Origin of the sequence: Dyella telluris, from assembly GCF_014297575.1 — a bacterium.
GTDB lineage: Bacteria > Pseudomonadota > Gammaproteobacteria > Xanthomonadales > Rhodanobacteraceae > Dyella > Dyella telluris.
In genome coordinates this window covers 829,677-850,912 of the sequence record NZ_CP060412.1, presented here as the reverse complement: position 1 = coordinate 850,912, position 21,236 = coordinate 829,677, and the positions used below count along the sequence as shown (strand labels likewise).

The following is a 21,236-nucleotide window of genomic DNA, read 5'->3' as shown; positions in this document are numbered from 1 at the left end:
CGGGCGGTGACATGGCGAAAGGAGCGCTGAGCGGTCACTTGGCGGGGATGGCGTCGAGCACGGCCTGGGCGTGTCCGGTGACTTTCACGTTGCGCCATTCCTGGGCCAGCCTGCCTTCGGGATCGATCAGGAAGGTACTTCGTACGACACCCATGTGACGTTTTCCATACAGCACCTTCTCGTGGATCACGTCGAAGGCGTTGCACCAGGTTTCGTCGGGGTCGGAAACCAGCGGGAACGGCAGCTCCTGCTTGGTGGCGAAGTTCGCGTGGGACTTCACCGAGTCGCGCGACACGCCGATGATCTCGGCATGACGCTTCTGGAACGCGGGGTAGAGGTCGCGGAAATCCTTGGCCTCGGTGGTGCAACCGGGCGTGCTGTCCTTCGGGTAGAAGTACACCACCACCCACTGGCCCTTCAGGCTGTCGAGCTTCAGTTCACCGCCATCGCCGGTCGGGCCTTTGAGCTTGGGGACTTTCTTGCCAACTTCGGGCATGGGTTCTCCTGCGAAGCCGGGGACGGCTTCGACTGAATGCAATGAATCAAGGGGAACGGGGCAGCGGAGAAGGGGAAGCGGGCGATCGGCGTGCGCCCTGCGAGCGTTGCGACTCGACCCTCCTGCTGCATGCATGCCTCTCCGGTGCTGCCCTCGGGAACAGAGACTAGCGCTTGCCACGGCGTCAATGACAGCCCTTGCGGCAGGCGACGTCAGGGAGCATGCTCAAGAACCCGGCCAGAGTGCCGGGTTTTTCGTTTTCAGCGACCCTTCTGGCTGCTCAGAACTTCACCGGATCCATGATGGCATCCAGGTTGAGGCCATCGCAGAACTCCAGGAAATCATCGCGCAGCGCGGCGATGTGCGTTGCCGCCGGAATGCCGATGGTGATCTGCGCCTGAAACATGTCCGCACCGGTCTGCATGGCCTGATAGCGCAGCGAGCTCAGCTGCTCGATGACGATGTCGCGGCGATCGAAGAAGTCGATGATCTTCACCAGGATGCCTGGCCGATCCGCCGAGATCACCTCGATGAGGTAGGGCAGCAGGTGCGAATGGTGTTCGCGCGGCCCGGTGCGATAGAACGACAGGCGCAGGTCTTCGTCGCGGGCCACCTTGGCCAGTGCGGTTTCCAGCTTGGCCACGGCATCCCAGGAGCCCGTGGCGAGCAGCGTCAGCGAGGTGTCGGCGCCCAGCGAGGCCACCCTGGCATCGGCAAGGTTGCAGCCCGCCTCCGCGATCCGCTTGGCCAGCGTCAGCAGGGGCGCCTGGGAGGAGGGGGTCAGCGTCTGGATCAGCAACTGGTTGTCGCTGCTGGTGCGCGCGGAAGAACGGTTCAAGGAGTCCACCTGTGGCGGCCCCCGCAGGATGCGGGTCGAAAAGCACGTCCAGCCAGCTTACTTGCCGCTGCCAGAGCGCCGCAAGTAAGTCCGGGCGGGGTGTCCCGGCGGCTTTTGACCCACCTGGAGCGTGACGGGAAATGGCTTGCAGGCGGGGAATCTTGCGATCTGACCGTGCCTGATCCGGCGCCTGGCCCGTCCGTGCCGGGCGCTGGCGCGCCGGCTGCCGTCTTGTATTGGCGTAAGAGCCTTTTCCAGTAACATGCGGGGTTTGATTTTCAGCCGGAGCCGGTCTTGGACATTCGCGGAAGCATCTGCGCGCTGGTAACGCCGTTCACCGCGGAGGGCGCGCTCGATCTGCCGGCTTTCGAGAAACTGCTGGACTACCAGCTCGACAGCGGCACTGAAGGCGTGGTCGTGGCTGGCTCCACGGGCGAAGCCCACATGTTGGAGCACGACGAATACGAGCGCCTGCTCGCCTTCGCCGTGCAGCACATCGCCGGCCGTATTCGCGTGATCGCCGGCACCGGCGAGGCGGGCACGGCCAAGACCGTGGCTCTCACGCGCCGTGCGAAAGCCCTGGGCGCCGATGCAGCCCTGGTGGTGGCGCCGTACTACGTGCGTCCCACGCAGGAGGGCCTGCGTCGCCACTTCCTGGAAGTGGCCGAGCATGGCGGCCTGCCGGTGATCCTGTACAACGTGCCGGCGCGCACGGGTTGCGACCTGCTGCCGGCCACGGTGGCCGCGCTGCGCGACCATCCGGCCATCGTGGGCCTCAAGGAAGCCCTGGGCACGGACGAGCGGATTGCCGCCATTGCGGAACTTGCGCGCCCGGATTTCGTCTATCTGTCCGGCGACGATGGCACGGCCTGCAAGGCCATGCTTGCGGGCGGGGCGGGAACGATCTCGGTGGTAGCCAATCTCGCACCTCGTGCGTTTCGCATGATGTGCGATGCGGCCACCGCCGGCGACAGGGGCGAGGCACAGCGTTGCGACGCGGCCCTGGCCCCGCTGGTTTCGGCGCTGAACTGCGCACCGAACCCGATCGCGGTGAAGGCGGGTCTGCCTCCGCTGGGGCTGGGATTGGCGGCACCACGCCTGCCTCTGGTTGAATTGGAGGATGGTCCGGATCGCGCGCGACTTCGCGAAGCGCTGGCGGGTCTGGCATCCTTGGCGAATGCGGCCTGACATTTTTGGGCAACTGATACTCCTACGGAATCTGCTTACATGAAGAAATCCCCGCTTGTCGTGGCCCTGCCGGTACTGGCCCTGTCCGCCTTGCTGCTCTCCGGCTGCGGCATGTTCCGTTCGCAGAAGGCCTGGGAAACCGCCAAACAGGAAACGCCGCTCGAAATCCCGCCGGGCCTGGATACGCCGTCCACCAGCGCTGCGCTGGTTATCCCGGAGCAGGGTGCCAACAACCCGACCTCCAATGGCGCCACGGCGCGCGTCGGCCAGAGCGCCGGCCAGATTGCCGACGGTTTCGTGCTGAACGACAGCGTCGACAACACGTATCGCCGCGTGGGTCAGGCTCTGGAGAACGGTGATATCGGCCAGGTGGTGGCGCATGACGACGCTGCCCATACCTACACGCTGAGCGTGGTGGCTTCGGACCTGCCGTCCGAGAAGAAGGGCTTCTTCAGCAGCATGTTCAACGGCAAGTCCAAGCAGAGCGCCGATGCCCCGGGCGCAACCCCGAAGCAGGTCACCCTGGCCGTCAGCACCAGCGGCGAGAAGGCCAGCGAAGTGCGTGCGCAGGGCGATGCCGGCGCCGTGGCCAAGGTGGTCGACACGCTCAAGGGTCGCATGGGCGGCGGTTGATCCGCTGCCTTCCCGGCCACGAAAAACGCCGCCCAGGGGCGGCGTTTTTTTATGCTTGAACCGTCATGGCCGGGTGGTTGGTTGAGCCCGGCGGCAGGCTCAGCGTTCGAGCAGGCCCAGCTTGTCAGGCTTGTTTTCCCAGTCCTTGGCGTCGGCCAGGCCGTCCTTGCGCTCGGTGATCACCGGCCAGCTCTTGGCCAGTTCGGCGTTCAGCGCAACAAAGGATTCCTGGCCCGCGGGGACATCGTCCTCGGGATAGATCGCGTTGATCGGGCACTCGGGCTCGCAGAGGGTGCAGTCGATGCACTCGTCCGGATCGATCACCAGGAAGTTCGGGCCTTCGTGGAAGGCGTCGACCGGGCAAACCTCGACGCAATCGGTGTATTTGCACTTGATGCAGTTGTCGGTAACGACAAAAGTCATGCTGTCGCGCGCCTGTTGTTGAGAAGGACGCGGCCCGTGCCAGGCCGGAAGTGGCGCTCCCTACGAGGTTCGAACTCGTGTTCCCGCCTTGAGAGGGCGGTGTCCTAGGCCACTAGACGAAGGGAGCGAAATGCACCGGAGCGCGCTAGTATAGCGAAATTGTTTCGCCCGGCAATGCCCGTGGGGCTCCCGGACCCGGCCTGGTGGGACGGCCGCCAGCTCCGTGGGGCTTGCGTAGATGTGGATGCGGCGGAACGATGCCGCGACTGATCGCTTTGAACGGCGCTGTGCGCCCTGGATAGGCTCTAAGGATCCAAACCGCTTGAATCACGACGCAAGGACCAACGCCACGCCTGCACTGCGCATCATTCCGCGCGAGCAGCACGTGATTTCGCGCAAGAACATCAGCAAGGCAGCGCTGCGCGTGCTTTACCGCCTTAACGAAGCCGGCTACCAGGCCTACCTCGTGGGCGGTGCCGTGCGCGATCTGCTGCTCGGTGGCCACCCCAAGGACTTCGACGTGGCCACCAGCGCCACGCCCGACGAGGTCAAGAAACTCTTCCGCAATTGCCGCCTGATCGGGCGACGTTTCCGCCTGGCCCATGTGGTGTACGGGCCGGAGATCATCGAGGTGGCCACCTTCCGTGGCACCGGTGAGGAAGAGGGTGAGGGCGATCGCCACATCGTCGACGGCCGCATCGTGCGCGACAACGTGTGGGGCACCATCGAGGAAGATGCGCTGCGCCGCGACTTCCGCGTCAATGCGCTCTACTACGACATCAGCGATTTCTCGGTGCGCGACTACGTCGGCGGCATGCAGGACGTGGAGAACCGCGTGCTGCACCTGATCGGCGATCCGGCCACGCGCTATCGCGAAGATCCGGTGCGCATGCTGCGTGCGGTGCGCCTGGCGGCCAAGCTTGATTTCCGCATCGATGCCGCCGCTGCCGCGCCGTTTGCGGAGCTGGGCCCGCTGCTCGCCGAAGCGGCGCCCGCACGCCTGTTCGACGAGTCGCTCAAGCTGTTCCTTTCCGGCCATGGCCTGAAGAGCTTCCACATGCTCGAACAGACCGGCCTGCTGAAATTCATGTTCCCTGCCACCGCCCGCGCGCTCAAGCGCGGCGACGAGGCGCTGCGCTCGCTGATCGAGCAGGGCCTGGCCAATACCGACGCACGCGTGGCGGAAGGCAAGTCGGTGACGCCGGCGTTCCTGTTCGCGGTGCTGCTGTGGGGCGAGGTGCGTGACCTGGCCCATACCTGGATGACCAAGAGCGTGGAGCCGGTGGTGGCATGGGAGCGTGCCGCAACCCATGTGATCGCCGAGCAGTGCCAGCGCGTGGCCATCCCGCGCCGTTTCACGCTCACCATGGAAGAAATCTGGGGCCTGCAGCCACGTTTCGAGCAGGTGCAGCGCAAGCGCGTATTCCGCCTGATGGCGCATCCGCGTTTCCGTGCCGCGTTCGATTTCCTGCTGCTGCGTGCGGCCGAATCGCAGGCGGTGCAGCAGCTGGGCGAATGGTGGGCGCATGCCCAGCAGTTGCCGCCCGAGACGCTGGCGGCTGCACTGGCGGGCGGCGCGGCCGGTGGTCCGGCGGACGATGCCGTCGCGCCCAAGCCGCGCAAGCGGCGCCGACGCAAGCCGGCGTCGAAGAAGGGCAAGTCGGACCCGGCGTGACCGAAGCATTCATTGCGCTGGGCAGCAATCTCGGTGACGCGCACGGCCAGGTGCTGGGCGCGTTCGATGCGCTGAATAAACTTCCGCGGACGCGGTTGCTGGACCGCTCGCCGCTGTACCTCACGCCGCCGTGGGGCGTGGTGGATCAGCCCGCCTTCGTCAATGCCGTGGCGCGCATCGACACCGCCTTGTCGCCGCATGATCTGCTCGATGCGCTGCTCGCCGTCGAGCGCGCGGCAGGGCGAGTGCGTGATGGCGAGCGCTGGGGGCCGCGCACGCTGGATCTGGACGTGCTGCACATGGATGGCGTGGTGCTGTCCGACGAGCGGCTGACCCTGCCGCATCCGCGCATTGCCGATCGCGCCTTCGTGCTGTTGCCGTTGCATGCGCTGGCGCCGGACTTGCTGCTGCCGGGGCAGGGCCGGGTGGCCGACCTGCTGGCCACGGTGGATGCTGCCGGTTGCGAACGTCTACCTTGAGCCCTTCACATTTAGCGCGGGATAATCCGCGTCTGCCTCCGTTCTAGGAAAACCCGTGTACGCGCAAAAAGCGAACGCACCCACGCGCAAGCCGGTTACCGTGCCGATGCTGCGCGCGATGAAGGCGGAAGGCCGTCGCATCGTCATGCTCACCTGCTACGACGCCAGCTTCGCGGCACAGCTTGAAATGGCCGGGATCGACGTGGCACTCGTCGGTGATTCGCTCGGCATGGTGATCCAGGGGCACAAGAGCACCTTGCCGGTCACGCTGGACCACATGGTCTATCACACCAGCATCGTGGCCCGCGGGCTGCAGGCCACCCTGCTGGTCGCCGACCTGCCGTTCATGGCCGATCGCGACGTGGCGCACGCGCTGGAAGCCGGCGCGCAGCTGGTGGGCGAGGGCGGTGCCGCGATGGTGAAGATCGAAGGCGCCGCACCGCACATCCTCGAAGTGATCACGGCGCTGGTCGAGCGGGCCATTCCGGTGTGCGCCCACCTGGGCCTCACGCCGCAGTCCGTGCACAAGTTCGGCGGCTTCCGCATACAGGGGCGCGAGCAGAGCGCCGCGGACCGTCTGGTCGAGGAGGCCAGGGCCGTGGAAGCGGCCGGTGCCGACCTGCTGGTGCTCGAAGGCATCCCGACCGCACTGGGCGAGCGCATCACGCAGGCCATCTCCATCCCGACCATCGGCATCGGCGCCGGCCCGCACTGTGACGGCCAGGTGCTGGTGATCCACGACATGCTGGGCGTCACGCCTGGCAAACGACCGAAATTCAGCAAGGATTTCCTCGCAGGACGCGATTCTGTGGGCGCGGCGATCACGGCCTATGCCGATGACGTACGCAATGGCGCCTTCCCGGCGCCGGAACATTGCTTCGACTGAAGCGACTGAGTAAAGCAGAACAGACATGCAGACAGTGCAAGATGCCGCGGCGCTGCGCGCCGTCATCCGCGGATGGCGCGGCCAGGGCCTTACGGTGGGCTTCGTGCCCACCATGGGCAACCTTCACGCCGGCCACCATTCGCTGATCAAGCTGGCCCGTGCCCGCGCCGACCGCGTGGTGGCCAGCGTCTTCGTCAATCCGACCCAGTTCGGCCCGAACGAGGACTTCGAGCGCTACCCACGCACCCTGGTGCAGGACCAGGTCGGCCTGGCCGAGCAGGAGTGCGACCTGCTGTTTGCCCCTGACGTGACCACGCTGTACCCGTTTGGCGCGGAGCAGAGCGTGAGCATCCACGTGCCGCTGCTTACCGAAACGCTGGAGGGTGCCCATCGCCCGGGCCATTTCGATGGCGTCGCCACCGTGGTGTGCAAGCTGTTCAACCTGGTCCAGCCGGATCTTGCGGTGTTCGGCCAGAAGGATTTCCAGCAGCTCAAGGTGATCGAGCGCATGGTCCGCGACCTGTCGCTGCCGGTGAAGATCATGGGCGCGGCGACCCTGCGCGCCGACGATGGCCTGGCGCTCAGCTCCCGCAACCAGTACCTGTCCCCCGAGCAGCGCGCCCTGGCCCCCCAGATCTACGCCACCCTGCAGCAGATGCGCGATCTCATCGCCAAGGGCCACGCCTGGCCGGTGGTGGAGCAGGCGGCGGCCTCCAAGCTGGCCCGGGCCGGGTTCGAGCCCGATTACGCCGCCATCCGCCGGGTCGAGGACCTGTCCGAGCCGGGTGAGGGCGAGACCGAGGGCCTGGTGGCGCTGATTGCGGCCAGGCTGGGTACCACCCGCCTGATCGACAACTTGCCTTTCGACTGAGCACCCTTATCTAGGCCGTGCCGGGACCCATGTTGCGACGCGGCGTGTCCCGGCAGGATAATGGTGAGCTACGCGGGCTGTACCTGCCGGAAAATGAAGTCATGAACCTGAACATGCTCAAGTGCAAGATCCACCGTGCCACGGTGACTCACGCCGAGCTCCATTACGAAGGCTCCATCGCCATTGATGGTCTGTTGCTCGATGCCTCCGGCATCCGCGAGTACGAACAGATCCATGCGTGGAACATCAACAACGGCAAGCGCTTTGTGACGTACGCGCTGCGTGCCGAAGAAGGCTCGGGCATCATCTCGGTGAACGGCAGTGCCGCGCACCGTGCGCAGCCGGGTGACCTGATCATCATCGCCGCGTTTGCCCAGTTCTCCGAAGCCGAGGTGGAGCAGTTCCAGCCGACGCTGGTGTACGTGGATGCGAAGAACGCCATTTCGCACACCAATCGCTCCATTCCCAAGCAGATGGCAGCCGCCTGATGCTGGTGGCGCCGCCTTCGGGCGGCGCTTGGGTGCGCCGCAACAAAATTGCTGGCGCACTGCGCGAAAAGCTGCGTAAGATCGGGATCTCTCCAAGCCAAGCATGAGATCCCATGTCGCACGAGCGTCGTCCGTCTTTCCTGGCAGAACACGTCGACCGTCTTGCCGGTACCCATCTTCGTGACTTGCTGAAGGACGCCGCACGCGGCAAACGCCTGCGACATCGTCTGGGCCCGATCCTGCTGGATCTGAGCCGGCAGAAGCTGGATCTTGAGGCACTGGATGCGCTCGGCGCACACGTCGAAGCCTCGGGCTGGCAGGCCGCGCGCGACGCCATGTTCGCCGGTGCCCCCATCAACACCTCCGAGAACCGTGCCGTGCTGCACACGGCGCTGCGTGCCTCGGGTTCTTCGTTGCCGTCGCCGGCACCGCAGGACGCCCTGAAGGAAATCCAGCAGACCCTCACGCGCATCGATGCGCTGGTGAAGGCGGTCGAGCTGGGCGATGCCACCGCATTCGGCGTGGCGCCGGGCATCACCGACATCGTCAACATCGGCATCGGCGGTTCCGACCTGGGGCCGCGCCTGGCCGTGCGTGCGCTTACGCCGTATCACGTGCCGGGCCTGCGCAGTCACTTCCTCACCAACGTGGATGGCCAGTCGGCCTACGAGCTGATGCACCAGCTCGATCCCAGGCGCACGCTGGTCATCGTGGTGTCCAAGACCTTCACCACGCAGGAGACGCTGCTCAACGGCAACGTCATGCGCGACTGGATCAGTCGTGCCTACAACGGCGACAAGGCCGCCGTGTCGCGCCATTTCCTCGCCGTCAGCGCCAATGTGGCCGAAGTCGAAAAATGGGGTGTGCCGGCGGCGCAGGTGTATCCCATGTGGGATTTCGTTGGCGGCCGTTTCTCGCTGTGGTCGGCCGTCGGCCTGTCGCTGGCGCTGTCCATCGGCTCGTACAACTTCCATGAGTTGCTGCGTGGCGCGGCGCTGGTGGATGACCATTTCCGCACCGCTCCGTGGTCGGAAAACCTGCCGGTGCTGCTGAGCCTGGTGGAATACTGGAACCGCAATGCGCAGGGACGCGGCAGTCGTGCCGTGGTGCCGTACGCGGACCTGCTCACCGACCTCACCTCGTACCTGCAGCAACTCGAAATGGAAAGCCTGGGCAAGCAGGTCACGCCGCAGGGGCAGCCCGTGGCGCAGTCCACCTCGGCGGTGGTGTGGGGCAGCGTGGGTACCAACGCGCAGCACGCGTATTTCCAGGCGCTGCACCAGGGCACGGATGTCGTGCCGCTGGAGTTCATCGGTGTGGTGAAGCCTGCGCATGACCTCAGCGCCAACCACGACGCACTGCTCTCCAACCTGCTGGCGCAGGCCGCTGCGCTGGCGCTGGGCAAGACGCTGGACGAAGCGCTGGCCGAAGCGACGTCGGGCACCGAGGAAGAGCGTCGCGTGCTCGCCGCGCAACGTACCTTCCCGGGTGATCGACCGAGCACGGTCATGATGCTCGATGCACTCACGCCGGAAAGCCTGGGCGCGCTGATCGCGCTGTACGAGCAGAAGGTGTTCATGCTTGGCCACCTCTGGGGCATCAACGCGTTTGACCAGTGGGGCGTGGAGCTGGGGAAGGCGATTGCGCGACAGATCCTGCCCTCGCTGGAAGAGGGCGGCGCAGGCCATGCCTCATCGTTCGACTCGGCCACGCAGGCGCTGATCGACGTCATTCACGAGCGCCGCATCGCCAAGTAACGCTTCGATCGAATGCAGGAGCGCACTTGGGCGCGACCGCCTCTCGCCACGGCGGTCGCGCCCAGGTGCGCTCCTACCGTGTTTTTGGATGGCGGGCCAGCGCCCACGCCACGTGCTCGCGCACGATCTCCGACGGATGATCGGCGCGCGCCAGCAACGCCTCGCGCACTTGCACCGAACCCGGTGCATTGCCCAGCGCCACGGCGATATTGCGCAACCATCCTTCGTAGCCGGTGCGTCGGATCGCCATGCCTTCGGTACGTTGCAGGAATTCCTGCTCGCTCCAGCCGAACAGCTCCACCAGCTTTGCACCATCCAGTTGATGTCGCGGGGCGAAATCGGGCTCGGTGGCGTCTTGCGCGAACTTGTTCCAGGGGCAGATCAACTGGCAGTCGTCGCAACCGAAGATACGGTTGCCCATGGGTTCGCGTAGCTCTTCGGGAATGCTGCCGCGCAGCTCGATGGTGAGGTACGAAATGCAGCGGCGCGCATCGAGCTTGTACGGCGCGACGATGGCTTGGGTGGGGCATATGTCGATGCAGCGTCGGCAACTGCCGCAGTGCGCGCCGGCAGGTGCATCCACCGGCAAGGGCAGGTTGGTGTAGAGCTCGCCGAGGAAGAAGTACGAACCGGCGCTGCGGTTGATCAGCACCGTGTGCTTGCCGATCCAGCCCAGCCCTGCATTGCGCGCCAGTGCCTTCTCCAGCACCGGCGCCGAGTCGACAAAGGCGCGGTAACCGAAGTCACCGATGGCGCCGTGGATGCGCTCGGCCAGCTTCTGCAGGCGGTTGCGCATGAGCTTGTGATAGTCGCGGCCCAGCGCGTAACGCGCGACGTAGCCGGCATCGGGATCGCGCAGCACGTTCCACGCATTGCTGGTGCCGGGCGGTATGTAATCCATGCGCACGGAGATCACGCGCAGCGTGCCGGGTTCCAGTTCCGCTGGGCGGCTGCGCTTGTCGCCATGGCGCGCCATGTAATCCATCTCGCCATGGTGACCGTCGTCGAGCCAGCGCTTGAGATGCGCTTCGTCCTCGCCCAGGTCGGTACCGGCGATGCCGCAATCGGCAAAGCCGAGCTCGCGCGCCCAGCGCTTGATGTCGAGCGCGAGCGCGGCGTAGTCGGCGGCAGGGGCGGAAACGGAGGCCATGTGCCTATTGTAGGCGGTATGGTCATGGGCTCCTGCGCCGGCATGCCTATAATTCCGTCATGACTGCCTCTTCCCATCGTCACGAGCTCTATACCGTTGAACAGGTGCGGGCGCTCGATCGCCGTGCCATCGATGGGCTCGGCATCCCTGGCTACGAATTGATGCAACGGGCTGCGGCGGCCGCGCTGGTATGCCTGCGCCAGCACTGGCCGCAGGCGCGTCGCATCGCGGTGTACTGCGGCCCGGGCAATAACGGCGGTGATGGTTTCCTGCTGGCGGCGCTTGGCCGTGAGGCCGGCCTTCATGCCGATGTCCTGGCCTGGGGCGAAAGCCGTGGCGACGACGCCATGCGCGCGCGCCACGAGTTCGAGCACAGTGGCGGCACCGTGCATGCCTGGCGCGAAGGCATCGAGCTGCCGCTGGTCGATGTGCACGTGGATGCGCTGTACGGCACGGGCCTGCAGCGCGCGCTGACGCCCGATGTGGCAGCGCTGGTCCGTGACATTCACGCGACGGGCAGGCCGGTGCTGGCACTGGATGTGCCCTCGGGCGTCAATGCCGATACCGGCGATGTGCCGGGCGACGCGGTGCAGGCCGATGTCACGGTGACCTTCATCGCACTCAAGCGCGGCTTGTTCACCGGGGTTGCGCCGGGTTATGTCGGCACCGTGCAGTGGGAGTCGCTGGGACTGCCGGAAACGCTGTGGCAGGGTGTCGATCCGGATGCCAACCTCATGCAGCCGTGGACCCTGCCGCCGCGCCCGCGCCAATCACACAAAGGCAGTAACGGCCACGTGCTCGCCATCGGTGGCGACCACGGCACGGCCGGCGCGATTCGCCTGTGCGGTGAAGCTGCGTTGCGTGGCGGGGCAGGGCTGGTCAGCGTGGCGACCCGCGCCGATCACCTGACCGCGCTCAACAGCGCACGACCGGAGTTGATGGCCCACGACGTCAATGGCCCGCAGGCACTGGAGGCCTTATTGCCGCGTGCCACCGTGCTCGCGGTGGGGCCAGGGCTGGGGCAGGGCGCCTGGGGCCACGCGCTGTGGCTGACTGCGCTGGATAGCCAGCTGCCGCTGGTGCTGGATGCGGATGGCCTGAACTTGCTGGCCCTTGAGCCGAGAGAATGCACGGGTTCGTCCGTCATCACCCCGCATCCGGGTGAAGCGGCGCGCCTGCTTGGCTGCGATACCGCAACCATCGGCAAGGACCGCTATGCCGCTGTGCGTGAACTGGCTCGTCGCTACCAGGCGGTGGCGGTGCTCAAGGGTGCAGGCAGTCTCGTCGCCGACCCGCAGGGGCGTGTCGCCGTATGCCCCTGGGGCAATCCGGGCATGGCCACCGGCGGCATGGGCGACCTGCTGACGGGCATCATTGCGGCGCTGCTGGCCCAGGGCTGCGATGCCTGGCAGGCTGCCTGCCTCGGCGTTTCGCTGCATGCACGCGCCGGCGACCTGGCCGCGGCACGCGGTGGCGAACGCGGCCTTCTGGCCACCGACCTGCTGGAGCCGCTCCGGCTCCTGCTCAACGGAAGGGACGCATGACCGATTCAAGCTGGAACCTTCCCGACGAAACCGCGACCGCCGCGCTCGCCACCCGCATGGCCGGGGTGCTGGACGGCGGGCTGGTGGTGTACCTGCATGGCGACCTCGGGGCGGGCAAGACCAGTTTCGCCCGCGCGCTGCTGGGGGCGCTGGGCGTGGGCGAGCGCATCAAGAGCCCGACCTACAGCCTGGTGGAGTCCTATCGCGCCAACGGTCGCCCGGCCTGGCACCTGGATCTCTACCGCATTGCCGATCCGGGCGAGCTGGAGTGGCTGGGCCTGGACGCCTTGTCCGACCCCGCCGCGCTGGTGCTGGTGGAGTGGCCCGAGCGCGGCAAGGGGGCGTTGCCGATGCCCGATCTGGTGATTCATCTGGGTTATGCCGGTACGGGCCGCAGCGCGCGGATGGAGGCGCAGACGACGCGGGGTGCCGGTGTGGTTTCCCGGCTCGACGGCGGCGTGGGCTGAAGCTCGTCGCCTCTAAGTATCCGTACTTGCTGAGATTTTTTTCGAGGGCTTGGCAGGGCGCTAAGCCTTCAGTTTGCGTGGCTTGCGGCCGATAGCTGGATGCCGACTGACAAAAGCCTTGCAGGTTATGGATATTCAAGGGAAAACCTCTTGCTTTCGTGAGGCCGCTGGGCTTCAATTCCGCTCCATGAAGGGATATCGGACGCAACCAGCTGTGCTCGGCGCTGTGGTCTTGCTGGCCGCGGCGCCTTTTTGCGCGAGTCGCGCGGCCGACGTGAGGTCCGCCCGCGTCTGGGCTGGCCCTGAGTACACCCGTGTGGTGCTCGACGTATCCGGCCCGGTGACCTACAAGCTCAACCAGGACGGCGGCGAGCTCACGGTCGACGTCAACGCCAGCTCCATCGCCAGCAATTTCAGCGCGCCTGGCGCCACGGGCCTGTACAAGGGCCTCAGCGGCGAGCGGCAGGGCAACAACGTCCACCTGACCGCGAAGATCGACCCCTCCAGCAGCGTGAAGAGCTTCCTGCTCAAGCCGCAGGCCGATTACGGCTACCGTCTGGTGGTCGACCTTTACCCCGGCAGTAGTGGCAGCGTGGCCAGGGCGGCGGCGAAGTTGGGCGTCCCGGTGCCGGCTCAGGCCCCCGCGCCCGTGCCGTCGTCGGATGACGACGGCGACAGCAGCACGGCATCCGTGGCGGCGCCCGTGGTCGCCACCCCGCCGCCGGCCCCCGCGCCTGCGCCGGAACCGGTGCGCAGCACCGGCAAGTCCTCGCTCAAGTCCACCCAGAGCGGCATGGCTTCTACCCGTGCCGCCGCGGCCATGCTCAACGGCGAGCGCAAGGTGGTCATTGCCATCGATGCTGGTCACGGCGGTGATGACCCGGGTGCACACGGTCCCGGCGGCACGCTGGAAAAGAACGTCACCCTGGCGGTGGCGCGCCAGCTGGCCGACCAGATCAACCAGCAGCCGGGCATGCGCGCCGTGCTGACGCGCAGCGCCGACTTCTTCATTCCGCTGGCGCAGCGTTACCAGATTGCCCGCAACAACTCGGCCGACCTGTTCGTGTCGATCCACGCCGACGCCTTCATCAACGGTGACGCCAAGGGTTCGTCCGTGTGGGTGCTGTCACCGCGCGGCAAGACCAGCATGGCGGCCCGCTGGCTGGCCGACGGCCAGAACCGCGCCGACCTGATCGGCGGCGTCACGCTGGACGACAAGAACGACGGCCTGGCCGCCGTGTTGCTGGATCTGCAGCAGGGTTATTCCATGCAGGCCAGCGAATCGGTGGCCGGCAACGTGCTGCGCGCGCTGGGCAATCTCGGCCCGACCCATCGCGGTTACGTGGAGCGTGCGAACTTCGTGGTGCTGCGTTCACCGGACGTGCCGTCGATCCTGGTCGAGACCGCCTTCATCAGCAATCCGGACGAAGAGCGCAAGCTGCGCGACCCGTCCCACCAGGCGCGCCTCGCCGCGGCGGTGATGGGCGGCGTCCGCAGCTATTTCGAATCCACCCCGCCGCCGGGCAGCTGGTTTGCCGCCCAGGCGTCGCGTCGCAACGGCGTGGCCAACGTGGCCACGTCTCAGGGTGACGACGACACCTCGGCCCGGGCCACCCGCGCCGTGGCGCAGGCCATGGCGTCCACGCCGGCCGGCTCCGCACGCGCGGACGACGGCGTGCAGGACATGCATCGCGTCGAGCGCGGCGAGAGCCTGCGCAGCATTGCCAAGCAGTACGGCGTCAGCATCAGCGCGCTCAAGAACGCCAACAAGCTCGACGGCGACAACAGCATGCGCGTGGGCATGATGCTGGCCATTCCGGCCGGCTGAACAGCCAGGAGTGAGTGAAGAGGAGTGAGAAACGAGAGAAAGCAAGCGGTTACGCTTGGCACCTCTCACTACTCACTTCTCGCCACTCACTCCCCGCCTTTTCCCGTTAAGCTTCGCGGATGCCAGTCATTCGTCCGCTTCCGCCTGAACTCATCAACCAGATCGCTGCCGGTGAAGTGATCGAACGACCTTCGTCCGTGGTGAAGGAGCTGGTGGAAAACAGCCTCGACGCCGGCGCCACGCGCATCGAGGTGGATATCGAACAGGGCGGAGCGCGGCTGATCCGCGTACGCGACGATGGCTGCGGCATCGTTCCCGACGAACTGCAGCTGGCAGTGGCCTCGCATGCCACCAGCAAGATCGGCAGTTTCGACGATCTGGAGCACGTCGCCAGCATGGGTTTCCGTGGCGAGGCGCTGGCGTCGGTATCGTCGGTGGCGCGTTTTGCACTGACCTCTCGCGCGCAGGGCATGGAAACCGCCTTCCGCATCGAAGTGGATGGCGGCAAGATGCAGGCAGCCCGGCCGGCGCAGCATCCGCAGGGCAGCAGCGTGGAAGTGCGCGACCTGTTCTACAACGTACCGGCACGACGCAAGTTTCTCCGCGCCGAGCGTACCGAGTTCGCGCACATCGACGACCTGCTGAAGTCGCTCGCACTGGCGCGTGGCTCGGTGGAATTTCGCCTGAGCCACAACGGCAAGCCAGTACGCATCCTCAAGGCGGCACGCGACGAAAGCGCGGCCTTGCTGCGCGTGGCCGAGGTGATGGGTGAGGATTTCCCCGCGCAGAGCCTGCGCATCGATCACGCTGCCGCGGGCCTGCATCTGTCGGGTTGGGTGGGTTTGCCTACCGCATCGCGTTCGCAGGCCGACTCGCAGTATTTCTACGTCAACGGCCGTCTCGTGCGTGACCGCGTGGTGGCCCATGCGGTGCGCCAGGCGTATGCCGACGTGCTGTTCCACGGGCGTCACCCGGCCTTCGTGTTGTACCTGGAACTCGACCCGGCCGGTGTGGACGTGAACGTGCATCCGGCCAAAAGCGAAGTGCGATTCCGCGAGCAGCGGTTGGTGCACGACTTCCTGTTCCGCACGCTGCACGAAGCCCTGGCGCACACGCGCGCCGGCAATACGGGGCTTCCTTCCAGTGAGCCACAGGCGCCCATGATGGCGCCGTCCTACAGCATGGCGCCGCCATCCGCCGCTGCAGTGTCCGCGCCGGCCTGGCCGAACGCCTTCAGCCAGAGTCGACTGAGCCTGGGTGTGCGCGACGAACCGATGGCCGGCTACGCCGCACTGCTCGGTGAACCGGCCCATGCACCCGCATCCATGGCGTTCCCGGCCCATGTGCCCATGCCGGAGGCTTCCGAGGAGGAGGCCCCGCCGCTGGGTTTCGCCATCGCCCAGCTCAAGAGCATCTATATCCTCGCGGAGAACATGCATGGGCTGATCCTGGTGGACATGCATGCCGCGCACGAGCGCATCACCTACGAAAAGCTCAAGGCCGGCCGCGCGTGCAGCAATCTGCGTTCGCAGTTGATGCTGGTGCCGTTGAATGTGTCGGTGAGCGCGAAAGAGGCTGCCGCCGCCGAAGAACACGGCGACGCGCTGGCCGACTGGGGCCTGGAGCTGTCGCGCAGCGGACCGTCCGGCGTGGTGGTGCGGCGCATCCCCGCGCTGCTGGAAGGTGCCGATGTGGCGCAGCTGTGCCGCGACGTGCTGGCTGAGCTGGCGCAGCACGGCAGCTCGCGCCGGCTGCAGGAGTTGGAAAACGAGTTGCTCGCCACCATGGCATGCCATGGGTCGGTTCGTGCGGGCAGGCGTCTCACCCTGCCTGAAATGAACGCGCTGCTCCGGGAAATGGAAGCCACCGAACGCTCGGGGCAGTGCAACCATGGACGCCCGACCTGGACCCAGCTCAGCCTGCCCGAGCTGGACAAGCTGTTCCTCCGGGGACGCTGATTTTCTGTACGGTGCGCGCTTGCCACGTCGATAAATGGACGTCCATACTCGGAGCCTCATTCCGACGGGGCTGACCATGTTGCGTACCGCCGCTCTCGCCTTTGCCCTCAGCCTTGGAGTTGCCAACGTGCAAGCCCAGACCAACGCCGCCGTGGCCACCGATTTCCCGCAGCAGAACAGCCACTGGCAACAGACCCGCCTCGCCAGCCTCACCGCGCCGAATGGCTGGTTGAGCCTGATCGGCCTCGAATGGCTGAAGGAAGGCGCGAACCGCGTAGGCAGCGCCGCCGACAACGACATCGTGCTGAAGGCCGGTCCTGCCCACCTGGGCGTGGTCACCCTGTCGAAGGATGGCAGCCTGCACATCGTGCTCGACAAGAACAGTGGCGCCACCGTCGACGGCAAGTTGGTGCATGAGACCGCGCTGGTCGACGACGCCCACGCCGGTGCCGGCGCGCCGTCCGTGGTGGCGTTCGGCTCGGTGAGCTTCCTCGTCATCGAGCGTGACGGCCGCAAGGCGTTGCGCGTGAAGGACAGCGACGCAGAAACGCGCACGCATTTCCTCGGGTTGGACTATTACCCGGCCGATCCGTCGTGGCGCATCGTGGCCGACTGGGTGCCGTTCAACCCACCGCACGAGCTGGAGATCGGCTCGGTGCTGGGCACCATCAACAAGGAAAAGGTACCGGGCAAGGCCGTGTTCCAGCGCGATGGCCACACCTACGAGCTGATGCCGATCCAGGAAGAACCCGACTCGCTGTTCTTCGTGATTGCCGATCGCACCTCCGGCAAGGAAACCTACGGCGCCGCGCGTTTCCTGTATGCCGACCTGCCGAAGGACGGCAAGGTGGTGCTCGATTTCAACCGCGCGTACAACCCGCCTTGCGCCTTCACGCCCTACGCCACGTGCCCGCTGGCGCCGCCGGAAAACCGGATGGATCTGGCGGTGACGGCTGGCGAGAAGAAGTATCGCGGCGGTCATTAAGAGCGAGTAGTGAGGATTTAGAAGTGAGGAGTGAGAGAAACCACTCTCACTTCCCACTCCTCTTCACTCACTTCTCGCTCTTCAGCGCCCTTTGAACTCCGCCTTGCGCTTTTCGAGGAACGCCGTGGTGCCCTCGCGCATGTCGTCGGTGGAGAAGGCGAGGGCGAACGCCTGCGTTTCAAACTCCAGGCCCTGATCGATGCTGGTTTCGCCACCCTGCAGCACGGCATCGAGGATGCCCGCAGCGGCCAGCGGCGCGGCAGCGGCCAGCTGGTCGGCCATGGCGTTGACGGTGTCGTCCAGCGCCTCGGGCGCCACCACGCGGGTGACCACGCCGAGCTCATAGGCGCGCTGGGCGTTGATGGGCGCACCCAGCAGGCACAGCTCCAGCGCGGCACCGCGGCCAGCCAGGCGAAGCAGGCGCTGCGTGCCGCCGAAGCCGGGGATCAGGCCGAGATTGATTTCGGGCTGGCCGAACTTGGCCTTCTCGCTGGCCACGCGCAGATGGCAGCACATCGCCAGCTCCATGCCGCCGCCGAGGGCGAAGCCCTGGATGCGGGCGATCACCGGCTTGCCCAGGCGTTCGACCAGGCTCATCAGGCGCTGGCCCGCACGCGAGAAACCCTGTGCCTGGACCGGGGTGTAGCCGTTCATTTCGGCGATGTCCGCGCCCGCCACGAAGGCCTTTTCGCCGGCGCCGGCCAGCACCACCACGCGCACGTCATCGTCCTGGGCCGCCTGGGTGAAGGCCAGCGTCAGCTCGTTGAGCGTCTCTCGGTTGAGCGCATTGAGCTTGTCCGGGCGGTTGACGGTGATGGTGCGCACCGCGCCACGGTTGGCGATTTCCAGGTTGCGATAGGCCATGATTCCACTCCGGCGGTAAAAGGGGCTCATGGTACCAGCGGGAACCTTTGGCGCTTCGCACGTTCTTAGCAGGGACGCCGGATGGTCCGGCACCGCTGCACGATTCGCCAAGACCGCTTAGGATGGCGGACCTGCGGTTTGAGCCTGGGTAGGCTCTGAATGGAGGAAGGCATGGCACAACTGCGTTGGCTCGCGCTGGGCGTCCTGTTATGGGGTGTCGTGGCGCATGCCCAGGACAGTGCAGCCCCGCAGGACCAGTCCAAGGTCAAGCTCGACAAGACCAAGCTGTCCTACGCCATCGGCTACCAGATCGGCAGCCAGTTCGCCAACGGCGAACCGGACGTGGACATCCCCACCTTGCTGCGTGCGATCCAGGACGCCTACGCCAAGAAGCGCCCGACCGTGCCGATGCGCGACATGCACGACCAGCTGCGCGAACTCGACGAGCAGATGCACTCCCAGGCGCTGGCGCAGTTCAGGCAGGCCGCCGAAACCAATGCGCGCAAGAGCGCCGATTACATGGAGCACAACAAGGCGAAGCCGGGCGTGATCCAGCTGCCGTCGGGCATCCAGTACGAAGTGCTGAAGAAGGGCACGGGCAGCAAGCCGGTGCCGGAGGGCTCGGTGGTCACGGTGAATTTCCGCGCCATGCTGATCGACGGCACCGAGTTCGACAGCTCGTGGGCGCATGGTTCGCCGGTGAGCTTTGTGGTCAACAACAAGGTGATTCCGGGCTGGCAGGAAGTGATCCAGCGCATGCATGTGGGTGACCTGTGGAAGGTCACCGTGCCGCCCAGCCTGGCCTATGGCGTGAAGGGCGATCCGCCGCGCATCGGGCCGAACGAGGCGCTCGTGTTCGAAATCGAGCTGCTCGAAATCAAGCCCTGACCCCCGTGGTCGCCGCCATGGCGCGCGACCACCCGGCCCGGCCCCCGGGCCTGCCGTGATAACATCGCCGCTTGCCCGGCACGCTTCCGTGCCGCGCTTTCGTGGATATCTCCTAGCGGCATGACGGTGGCTGACAGCTCCCCTGGTTCTTCCGGCAACCCCCTCAGTCCCTGCATTGGCATCTGCCGCCTGGACGAGCGCGGCTACTGCATCGGCTGCCTGCGCACCGGCGACGAAATCGCCCGCTGGCGAGGCATGCCGGACGACGAACGAATCCGCTACATGCGCGACGTGCTTCCCTCGCGGAAGACCGCGTGATGGATGAACTGCTCGCCGACCTGAGCCACGCCGTGTTGCCCTTGTCGTCGCCGCCGGAAGGGCAGGGCTGGAACCACAGCGACATGGTCGAGCTGATCGGCAACAAGCCGCGTCGGCCGGCCGCCGTGCTGGTGGGCCTGCGCGAAGGCGTGCAGCCGCGCCTGGTGCTGACCGTGCGCACCGATCACCTGCAGGACCACGCCGGCCAGGTCGCCTTTCCGGGCGGCCGCACGGATCCCGGTGACGCCGACGCCATCGCCACCGCGCTGCGCGAGAGCGAAGAGGAAATCGGCCTTGAGCGCCGGCTCGTTACGCCGCTGGGCTTTCTTGATCGCTTCGAGACCATCAGCGGTTACACCATCACGCCGGTGGTGGCGCGCATCGATCCGGACGCGCGGCTGTATCCCGCGCCTGCGGAAGTGGCGGAAGTATTCGAGGTGCCGTTGTCGTTCTTCCTCGAACCGCGCAATCTCAAACGCTACACCATGGATTTCCGCGGCCATCGCCGTGACATGGTGGAGTTCGTGCATGGCGGCCACCGTATCTGGGGTGCCACCGCCGCCATGGTGTTCAACCTCCTGCAGAGGATGGGACGGGCATGACACTCAAGACGACGTTGATCGATGTCGAGGCACTGGCGGCGCTCGTGCCTGACGATGTGCTGATCGTTGATTGCCGCTTTGACCTGATGGCGCCGGGCTCGGGTCAGCGCGATGTAGGCAAGGGCGAGCGCGATTATCGCGAGGGGCATATTCCCGGTGCGGTCTATGCCAGCCTTGATGCCGACCTGTCCGATCTCTCGCGCAAGGCCGAAGGCCTGGGGCGCCACCCGCTGCCGCTGGAGCAGGCCTTTTCCGAAGTGCTGTCACGCTGGGGCTGGCGGGAAGGCACGCAGATCGTGTGCTACGACGCTGCCAGCGGTTCGCTCGCTGCGGCGCGCCTGTGGTGGCTGCTGCGACTGGCAGGCATCCGCAGCGTGGCCGTGCTCGACGGCGGATATCCCGCATGGGTCAACGCAGGCAAGACGGTGGAAGCGGGCGACGTACATCGCGCCGCGCGTCCGGTGTCACTGCATTTTGATGCCGGTCAGTACATCGTCGATCATGCATCGCTGCGCAACGATCCGAAGCGCGTGCTGCTCGACGCACGCGCCGTGCCGCGTTACCGCGGTGAAGTGGAACCGATCGATCCGGTCGGCGGCCACGTGCCGGGTGCGCTGAATCGTCCATTCTCGGAAAACCTTCGCGAGGATGGCCGTTTCAAACCGGCCGATGTGCTGCGCAGGGAGTTCGAAGCGGCGCTGGGCTCGCATGCAGCGCCGGACGTGGTGCACATGTGCGGCTCGGGCGTCACCGCGTGCCACAACCTGCTGGCGATGGAACACGCCGGGCTGTCCGGATCGCGCCTGTATGCGCCGTCGTGGAGCGGCTGGGTGAGCGATGCAGGCCGGCCCGTGGCCAAGGGCGCCGAGCCGGGCTAATGGCTCTCTTGTAGGAGCGC

The 21,236-nt window shown here is 66.3% G+C and carries 20 protein-coding genes, 1 tRNA gene and 1 pseudogene; 16 read left to right on the top strand and 6 right to left on the bottom strand.

Annotated elements, in window-relative coordinates; translation table 11 throughout:
- Positions 1–34 precede the first annotated feature (34 nt).
- Both H8F01_RS03920 and H8F01_RS03915 read right to left on the bottom strand, forming a co-directional pair.
- On the bottom strand, positions 35–496 hold the full coding sequence (locus H8F01_RS03920) for a peroxiredoxin (protein ID WP_187057764.1): 462 nt from the start codon (positions 494–496) through the stop codon (positions 35–37).
- A gap of 280 nt (positions 497–776) precedes the next feature.
- Positions 777–1,364, bottom strand: coding sequence for a glycine cleavage system transcriptional repressor (locus H8F01_RS03915; protein WP_425490106.1), 588 nt, complete (start codon positions 1,362–1,364; stop codon positions 777–779).
- Between the two features lie 264 nt (positions 1,365–1,628).
- Between H8F01_RS03915 and dapA the strand changes: the two genes are divergently transcribed.
- Together dapA and H8F01_RS03905 are read left to right on the top strand one after the other, a co-directional pair.
- A complete protein-coding gene (gene dapA / locus H8F01_RS03910; protein WP_187057762.1) occupies positions 1,629–2,522 on the top strand; it encodes a 4-hydroxy-tetrahydrodipicolinate synthase in 894 nt (297 codons plus the stop codon).
- 39 nt (positions 2,523–2,561) lie between these two features.
- Positions 2,562–3,155, top strand: coding sequence for a hypothetical protein (locus H8F01_RS03905; RefSeq protein WP_187057761.1), 594 nt, complete (start codon positions 2,562–2,564; stop codon positions 3,153–3,155).
- Positions 3,156–3,254: 99 nt separating this feature from the next.
- Here the strand turns inward: H8F01_RS03905 and fdxA are convergent, their stop codons facing one another.
- Positions 3,255–3,578: a ferredoxin FdxA gene (gene fdxA, locus H8F01_RS03900; protein WP_187057760.1), complete on the bottom strand. Its 324-nt coding sequence runs from the start codon at positions 3,576–3,578 to the stop codon at positions 3,255–3,257.
- 51 nt (positions 3,579–3,629) lie between these two features.
- A tRNA-Glu gene (locus H8F01_RS03895) sits at positions 3,630–3,705 on the bottom strand.
- Between the two features lie 195 nt (positions 3,706–3,900).
- Between H8F01_RS03895 and pcnB the strand changes: the two genes are divergently transcribed.
- The 6 genes from pcnB (at position 3,901) to pgi (ending at position 9,734) form a co-directional block, all read left to right on the top strand.
- Positions 3,901–5,253 carry a polynucleotide adenylyltransferase PcnB gene (gene pcnB, locus H8F01_RS03890; protein WP_187057759.1) on the top strand — a complete coding sequence of 451 codons (1,353 nt, stop codon included), beginning with the start codon at positions 3,901–3,903 and terminating at the stop codon, positions 5,251–5,253.
- Complete coding sequence (gene folK, locus H8F01_RS03885) at positions 5,250–5,732, top strand: 2-amino-4-hydroxy-6-hydroxymethyldihydropteridine diphosphokinase (protein ID WP_187057758.1); 483 nt, start codon at positions 5,250–5,252, stop codon at positions 5,730–5,732. The genes pcnB and folK overlap by 4 nt, the downstream gene beginning before the upstream one ends.
- 55 nt (positions 5,733–5,787) lie before the next feature.
- Entirely contained in the window at positions 5,788–6,618 is an 831-nt protein-coding gene (panB, locus tag H8F01_RS03880) for a 3-methyl-2-oxobutanoate hydroxymethyltransferase (protein ID WP_187057757.1), read from the top strand.
- Between the two features lie 25 nt (positions 6,619–6,643).
- The gene (panC, locus tag H8F01_RS03875) at positions 6,644–7,489 is read left to right on the top strand and encodes a pantoate--beta-alanine ligase (RefSeq protein ID WP_187057756.1); all 846 of its coding nucleotides are present in this window, start codon (positions 6,644–6,646) and stop codon (positions 7,487–7,489) included.
- Positions 7,490–7,590: 101 nt separating this feature from the next.
- Positions 7,591–7,977 carry an aspartate 1-decarboxylase gene (gene panD / locus H8F01_RS03870; protein ID WP_019465485.1) on the top strand — a complete coding sequence of 129 codons (387 nt, stop codon included), beginning with the start codon at positions 7,591–7,593 and terminating at the stop codon, positions 7,975–7,977.
- A 113-nt stretch (positions 7,978–8,090) separates the two neighbouring features.
- Complete coding sequence (gene pgi, locus H8F01_RS03865) at positions 8,091–9,734, top strand: glucose-6-phosphate isomerase (protein ID WP_187057755.1); 1,644 nt, start codon at positions 8,091–8,093, stop codon at positions 9,732–9,734.
- Positions 9,735–9,807: 73 nt separating this feature from the next.
- Here the strand turns inward: pgi and queG are convergent, their stop codons facing one another.
- Positions 9,808–10,884: a tRNA epoxyqueuosine(34) reductase QueG gene (gene queG, locus H8F01_RS03860; RefSeq protein ID WP_187057754.1), complete on the bottom strand. Its 1,077-nt coding sequence runs from the start codon at positions 10,882–10,884 to the stop codon at positions 9,808–9,810.
- Between the two features lie 59 nt (positions 10,885–10,943).
- On the opposite strand from queG, the gene H8F01_RS03855 reads away from it, so the two are divergent.
- The 5 genes from H8F01_RS03855 to H8F01_RS03835 all read left to right on the top strand — a co-directional run bounded on the left by H8F01_RS03855 (position 10,944) and on the right by H8F01_RS03835 (position 17,666).
- Positions 10,944–12,428: an NAD(P)H-hydrate dehydratase gene (locus tag H8F01_RS03855; RefSeq protein WP_187057753.1), complete on the top strand. Its 1,485-nt coding sequence runs from the start codon at positions 10,944–10,946 to the stop codon at positions 12,426–12,428.
- The gene (gene tsaE, locus H8F01_RS03850) at positions 12,425–12,895 is read left to right on the top strand and encodes a tRNA (adenosine(37)-N6)-threonylcarbamoyltransferase complex ATPase subunit type 1 TsaE (RefSeq protein WP_187057752.1); all 471 of its coding nucleotides are present in this window, start codon (positions 12,425–12,427) and stop codon (positions 12,893–12,895) included. Before H8F01_RS03855 ends, tsaE begins: the two co-directional genes overlap by 4 nt.
- 187 nt (positions 12,896–13,082) lie before the next feature.
- On the top strand, positions 13,083–14,723 hold the full coding sequence (locus H8F01_RS03845; protein ID WP_187057751.1) for an N-acetylmuramoyl-L-alanine amidase: 1,641 nt from the start codon (positions 13,083–13,085) through the stop codon (positions 14,721–14,723).
- A gap of 119 nt (positions 14,724–14,842) precedes the next feature.
- Positions 14,843–16,681, top strand: coding sequence for a DNA mismatch repair endonuclease MutL (gene mutL / locus H8F01_RS03840; protein WP_187057750.1), 1,839 nt, complete (start codon positions 14,843–14,845; stop codon positions 16,679–16,681).
- Positions 16,682–16,757: 76 nt separating this feature from the next.
- Positions 16,758–17,666, top strand: coding sequence for a DUF1684 domain-containing protein (locus tag H8F01_RS03835; RefSeq protein WP_187057749.1), 909 nt, complete (start codon positions 16,758–16,760; stop codon positions 17,664–17,666).
- Positions 17,667–17,747: 81 nt separating this feature from the next.
- On the opposite strand, the gene H8F01_RS03830 is transcribed toward H8F01_RS03835, so the two are convergent.
- Positions 17,748–18,530 (bottom strand): enoyl-CoA hydratase-related protein, encoded by a 783-nt coding sequence (locus H8F01_RS03830; protein ID WP_187057748.1) that lies wholly within the window; start codon positions 18,528–18,530, stop codon positions 17,748–17,750.
- A gap of 171 nt (positions 18,531–18,701) precedes the next feature.
- Between H8F01_RS03830 and H8F01_RS03825 the strand changes: the two genes are divergently transcribed.
- The 3 genes and pseudogenes from H8F01_RS03825 (at position 18,702) to H8F01_RS03810 (ending at position 21,216) form a co-directional block, all read left to right on the top strand.
- Positions 18,702–19,418 (top strand): FKBP-type peptidyl-prolyl cis-trans isomerase, encoded by a 717-nt coding sequence (locus H8F01_RS03825; protein ID WP_238481142.1) that lies wholly within the window; start codon positions 18,702–18,704, stop codon positions 19,416–19,418.
- Positions 19,419–19,538: 120 nt separating this feature from the next.
- Positions 19,539–20,338: pseudogene (locus H8F01_RS03815) on the top strand (CoA pyrophosphatase).
- Positions 20,335–21,216 (top strand): sulfurtransferase, encoded by an 882-nt coding sequence (locus H8F01_RS03810; RefSeq protein ID WP_187057744.1) that lies wholly within the window; start codon positions 20,335–20,337, stop codon positions 21,214–21,216. The pseudogene H8F01_RS03815 and the gene H8F01_RS03810 overlap by 4 nt, the downstream one beginning before the upstream one ends.
- The last annotated feature ends 20 nt before the right edge of the window (positions 21,217–21,236 follow it).

Bases quoted from the DNA above. Each gene is read 5' to 3' on its own strand.
- H8F01_RS03855 (WP_187057753.1), top strand. From the start codon at position 10,944: ATGACTGCCTCTTCCCATCGTCACGAGCTCTATACCGTTGAACAGGTG.
- H8F01_RS03905 (WP_187057761.1), top strand. From the start codon at position 2,562: ATGAAGAAATCCCCGCTTGTCGTGGCCCTGCCGGTACTGGCCCTGTCC.
- panD (WP_019465485.1), top strand. From the start codon at position 7,591: ATGAACCTGAACATGCTCAAGTGCAAGATCCACCGTGCCACGGTGACT.
- H8F01_RS03810 (WP_187057744.1), top strand. From the start codon at position 20,335: ATGACACTCAAGACGACGTTGATCGATGTCGAGGCACTGGCGGCGCTC.
- H8F01_RS03920 (WP_187057764.1), bottom strand. From the start codon at position 496: ATGCCCGAAGTTGGCAAGAAAGTCCCCAAGCTCAAAGGCCCGACCGGC.
- fdxA (WP_187057760.1), bottom strand. From the start codon at position 3,578: ATGACTTTTGTCGTTACCGACAACTGCATCAAGTGCAAATACACCGAT.
- tsaE (WP_187057752.1), top strand. From the start codon at position 12,425: ATGACCGATTCAAGCTGGAACCTTCCCGACGAAACCGCGACCGCCGCG.
- mutL (WP_187057750.1), top strand. From the start codon at position 14,843: ATGCCAGTCATTCGTCCGCTTCCGCCTGAACTCATCAACCAGATCGCT.
- H8F01_RS03835 (WP_187057749.1), top strand. From the start codon at position 16,758: ATGTTGCGTACCGCCGCTCTCGCCTTTGCCCTCAGCCTTGGAGTTGCC.
- pgi (WP_187057755.1), top strand. From the start codon at position 8,091: ATGTCGCACGAGCGTCGTCCGTCTTTCCTGGCAGAACACGTCGACCGT.
- panC (WP_187057756.1), top strand. From the start codon at position 6,644: ATGCAGACAGTGCAAGATGCCGCGGCGCTGCGCGCCGTCATCCGCGGA.
- H8F01_RS03825 (WP_238481142.1), top strand. From the start codon at position 18,702: ATGGCACAACTGCGTTGGCTCGCGCTGGGCGTCCTGTTATGGGGTGTC.
- queG (WP_187057754.1), bottom strand. From the start codon at position 10,884: ATGGCCTCCGTTTCCGCCCCTGCCGCCGACTACGCCGCGCTCGCGCTC.
- H8F01_RS03830 (WP_187057748.1), bottom strand. From the start codon at position 18,530: ATGGCCTATCGCAACCTGGAAATCGCCAACCGTGGCGCGGTGCGCACC.
- H8F01_RS03845 (WP_187057751.1), top strand. From the start codon at position 13,083: ATGAAGGGATATCGGACGCAACCAGCTGTGCTCGGCGCTGTGGTCTTG.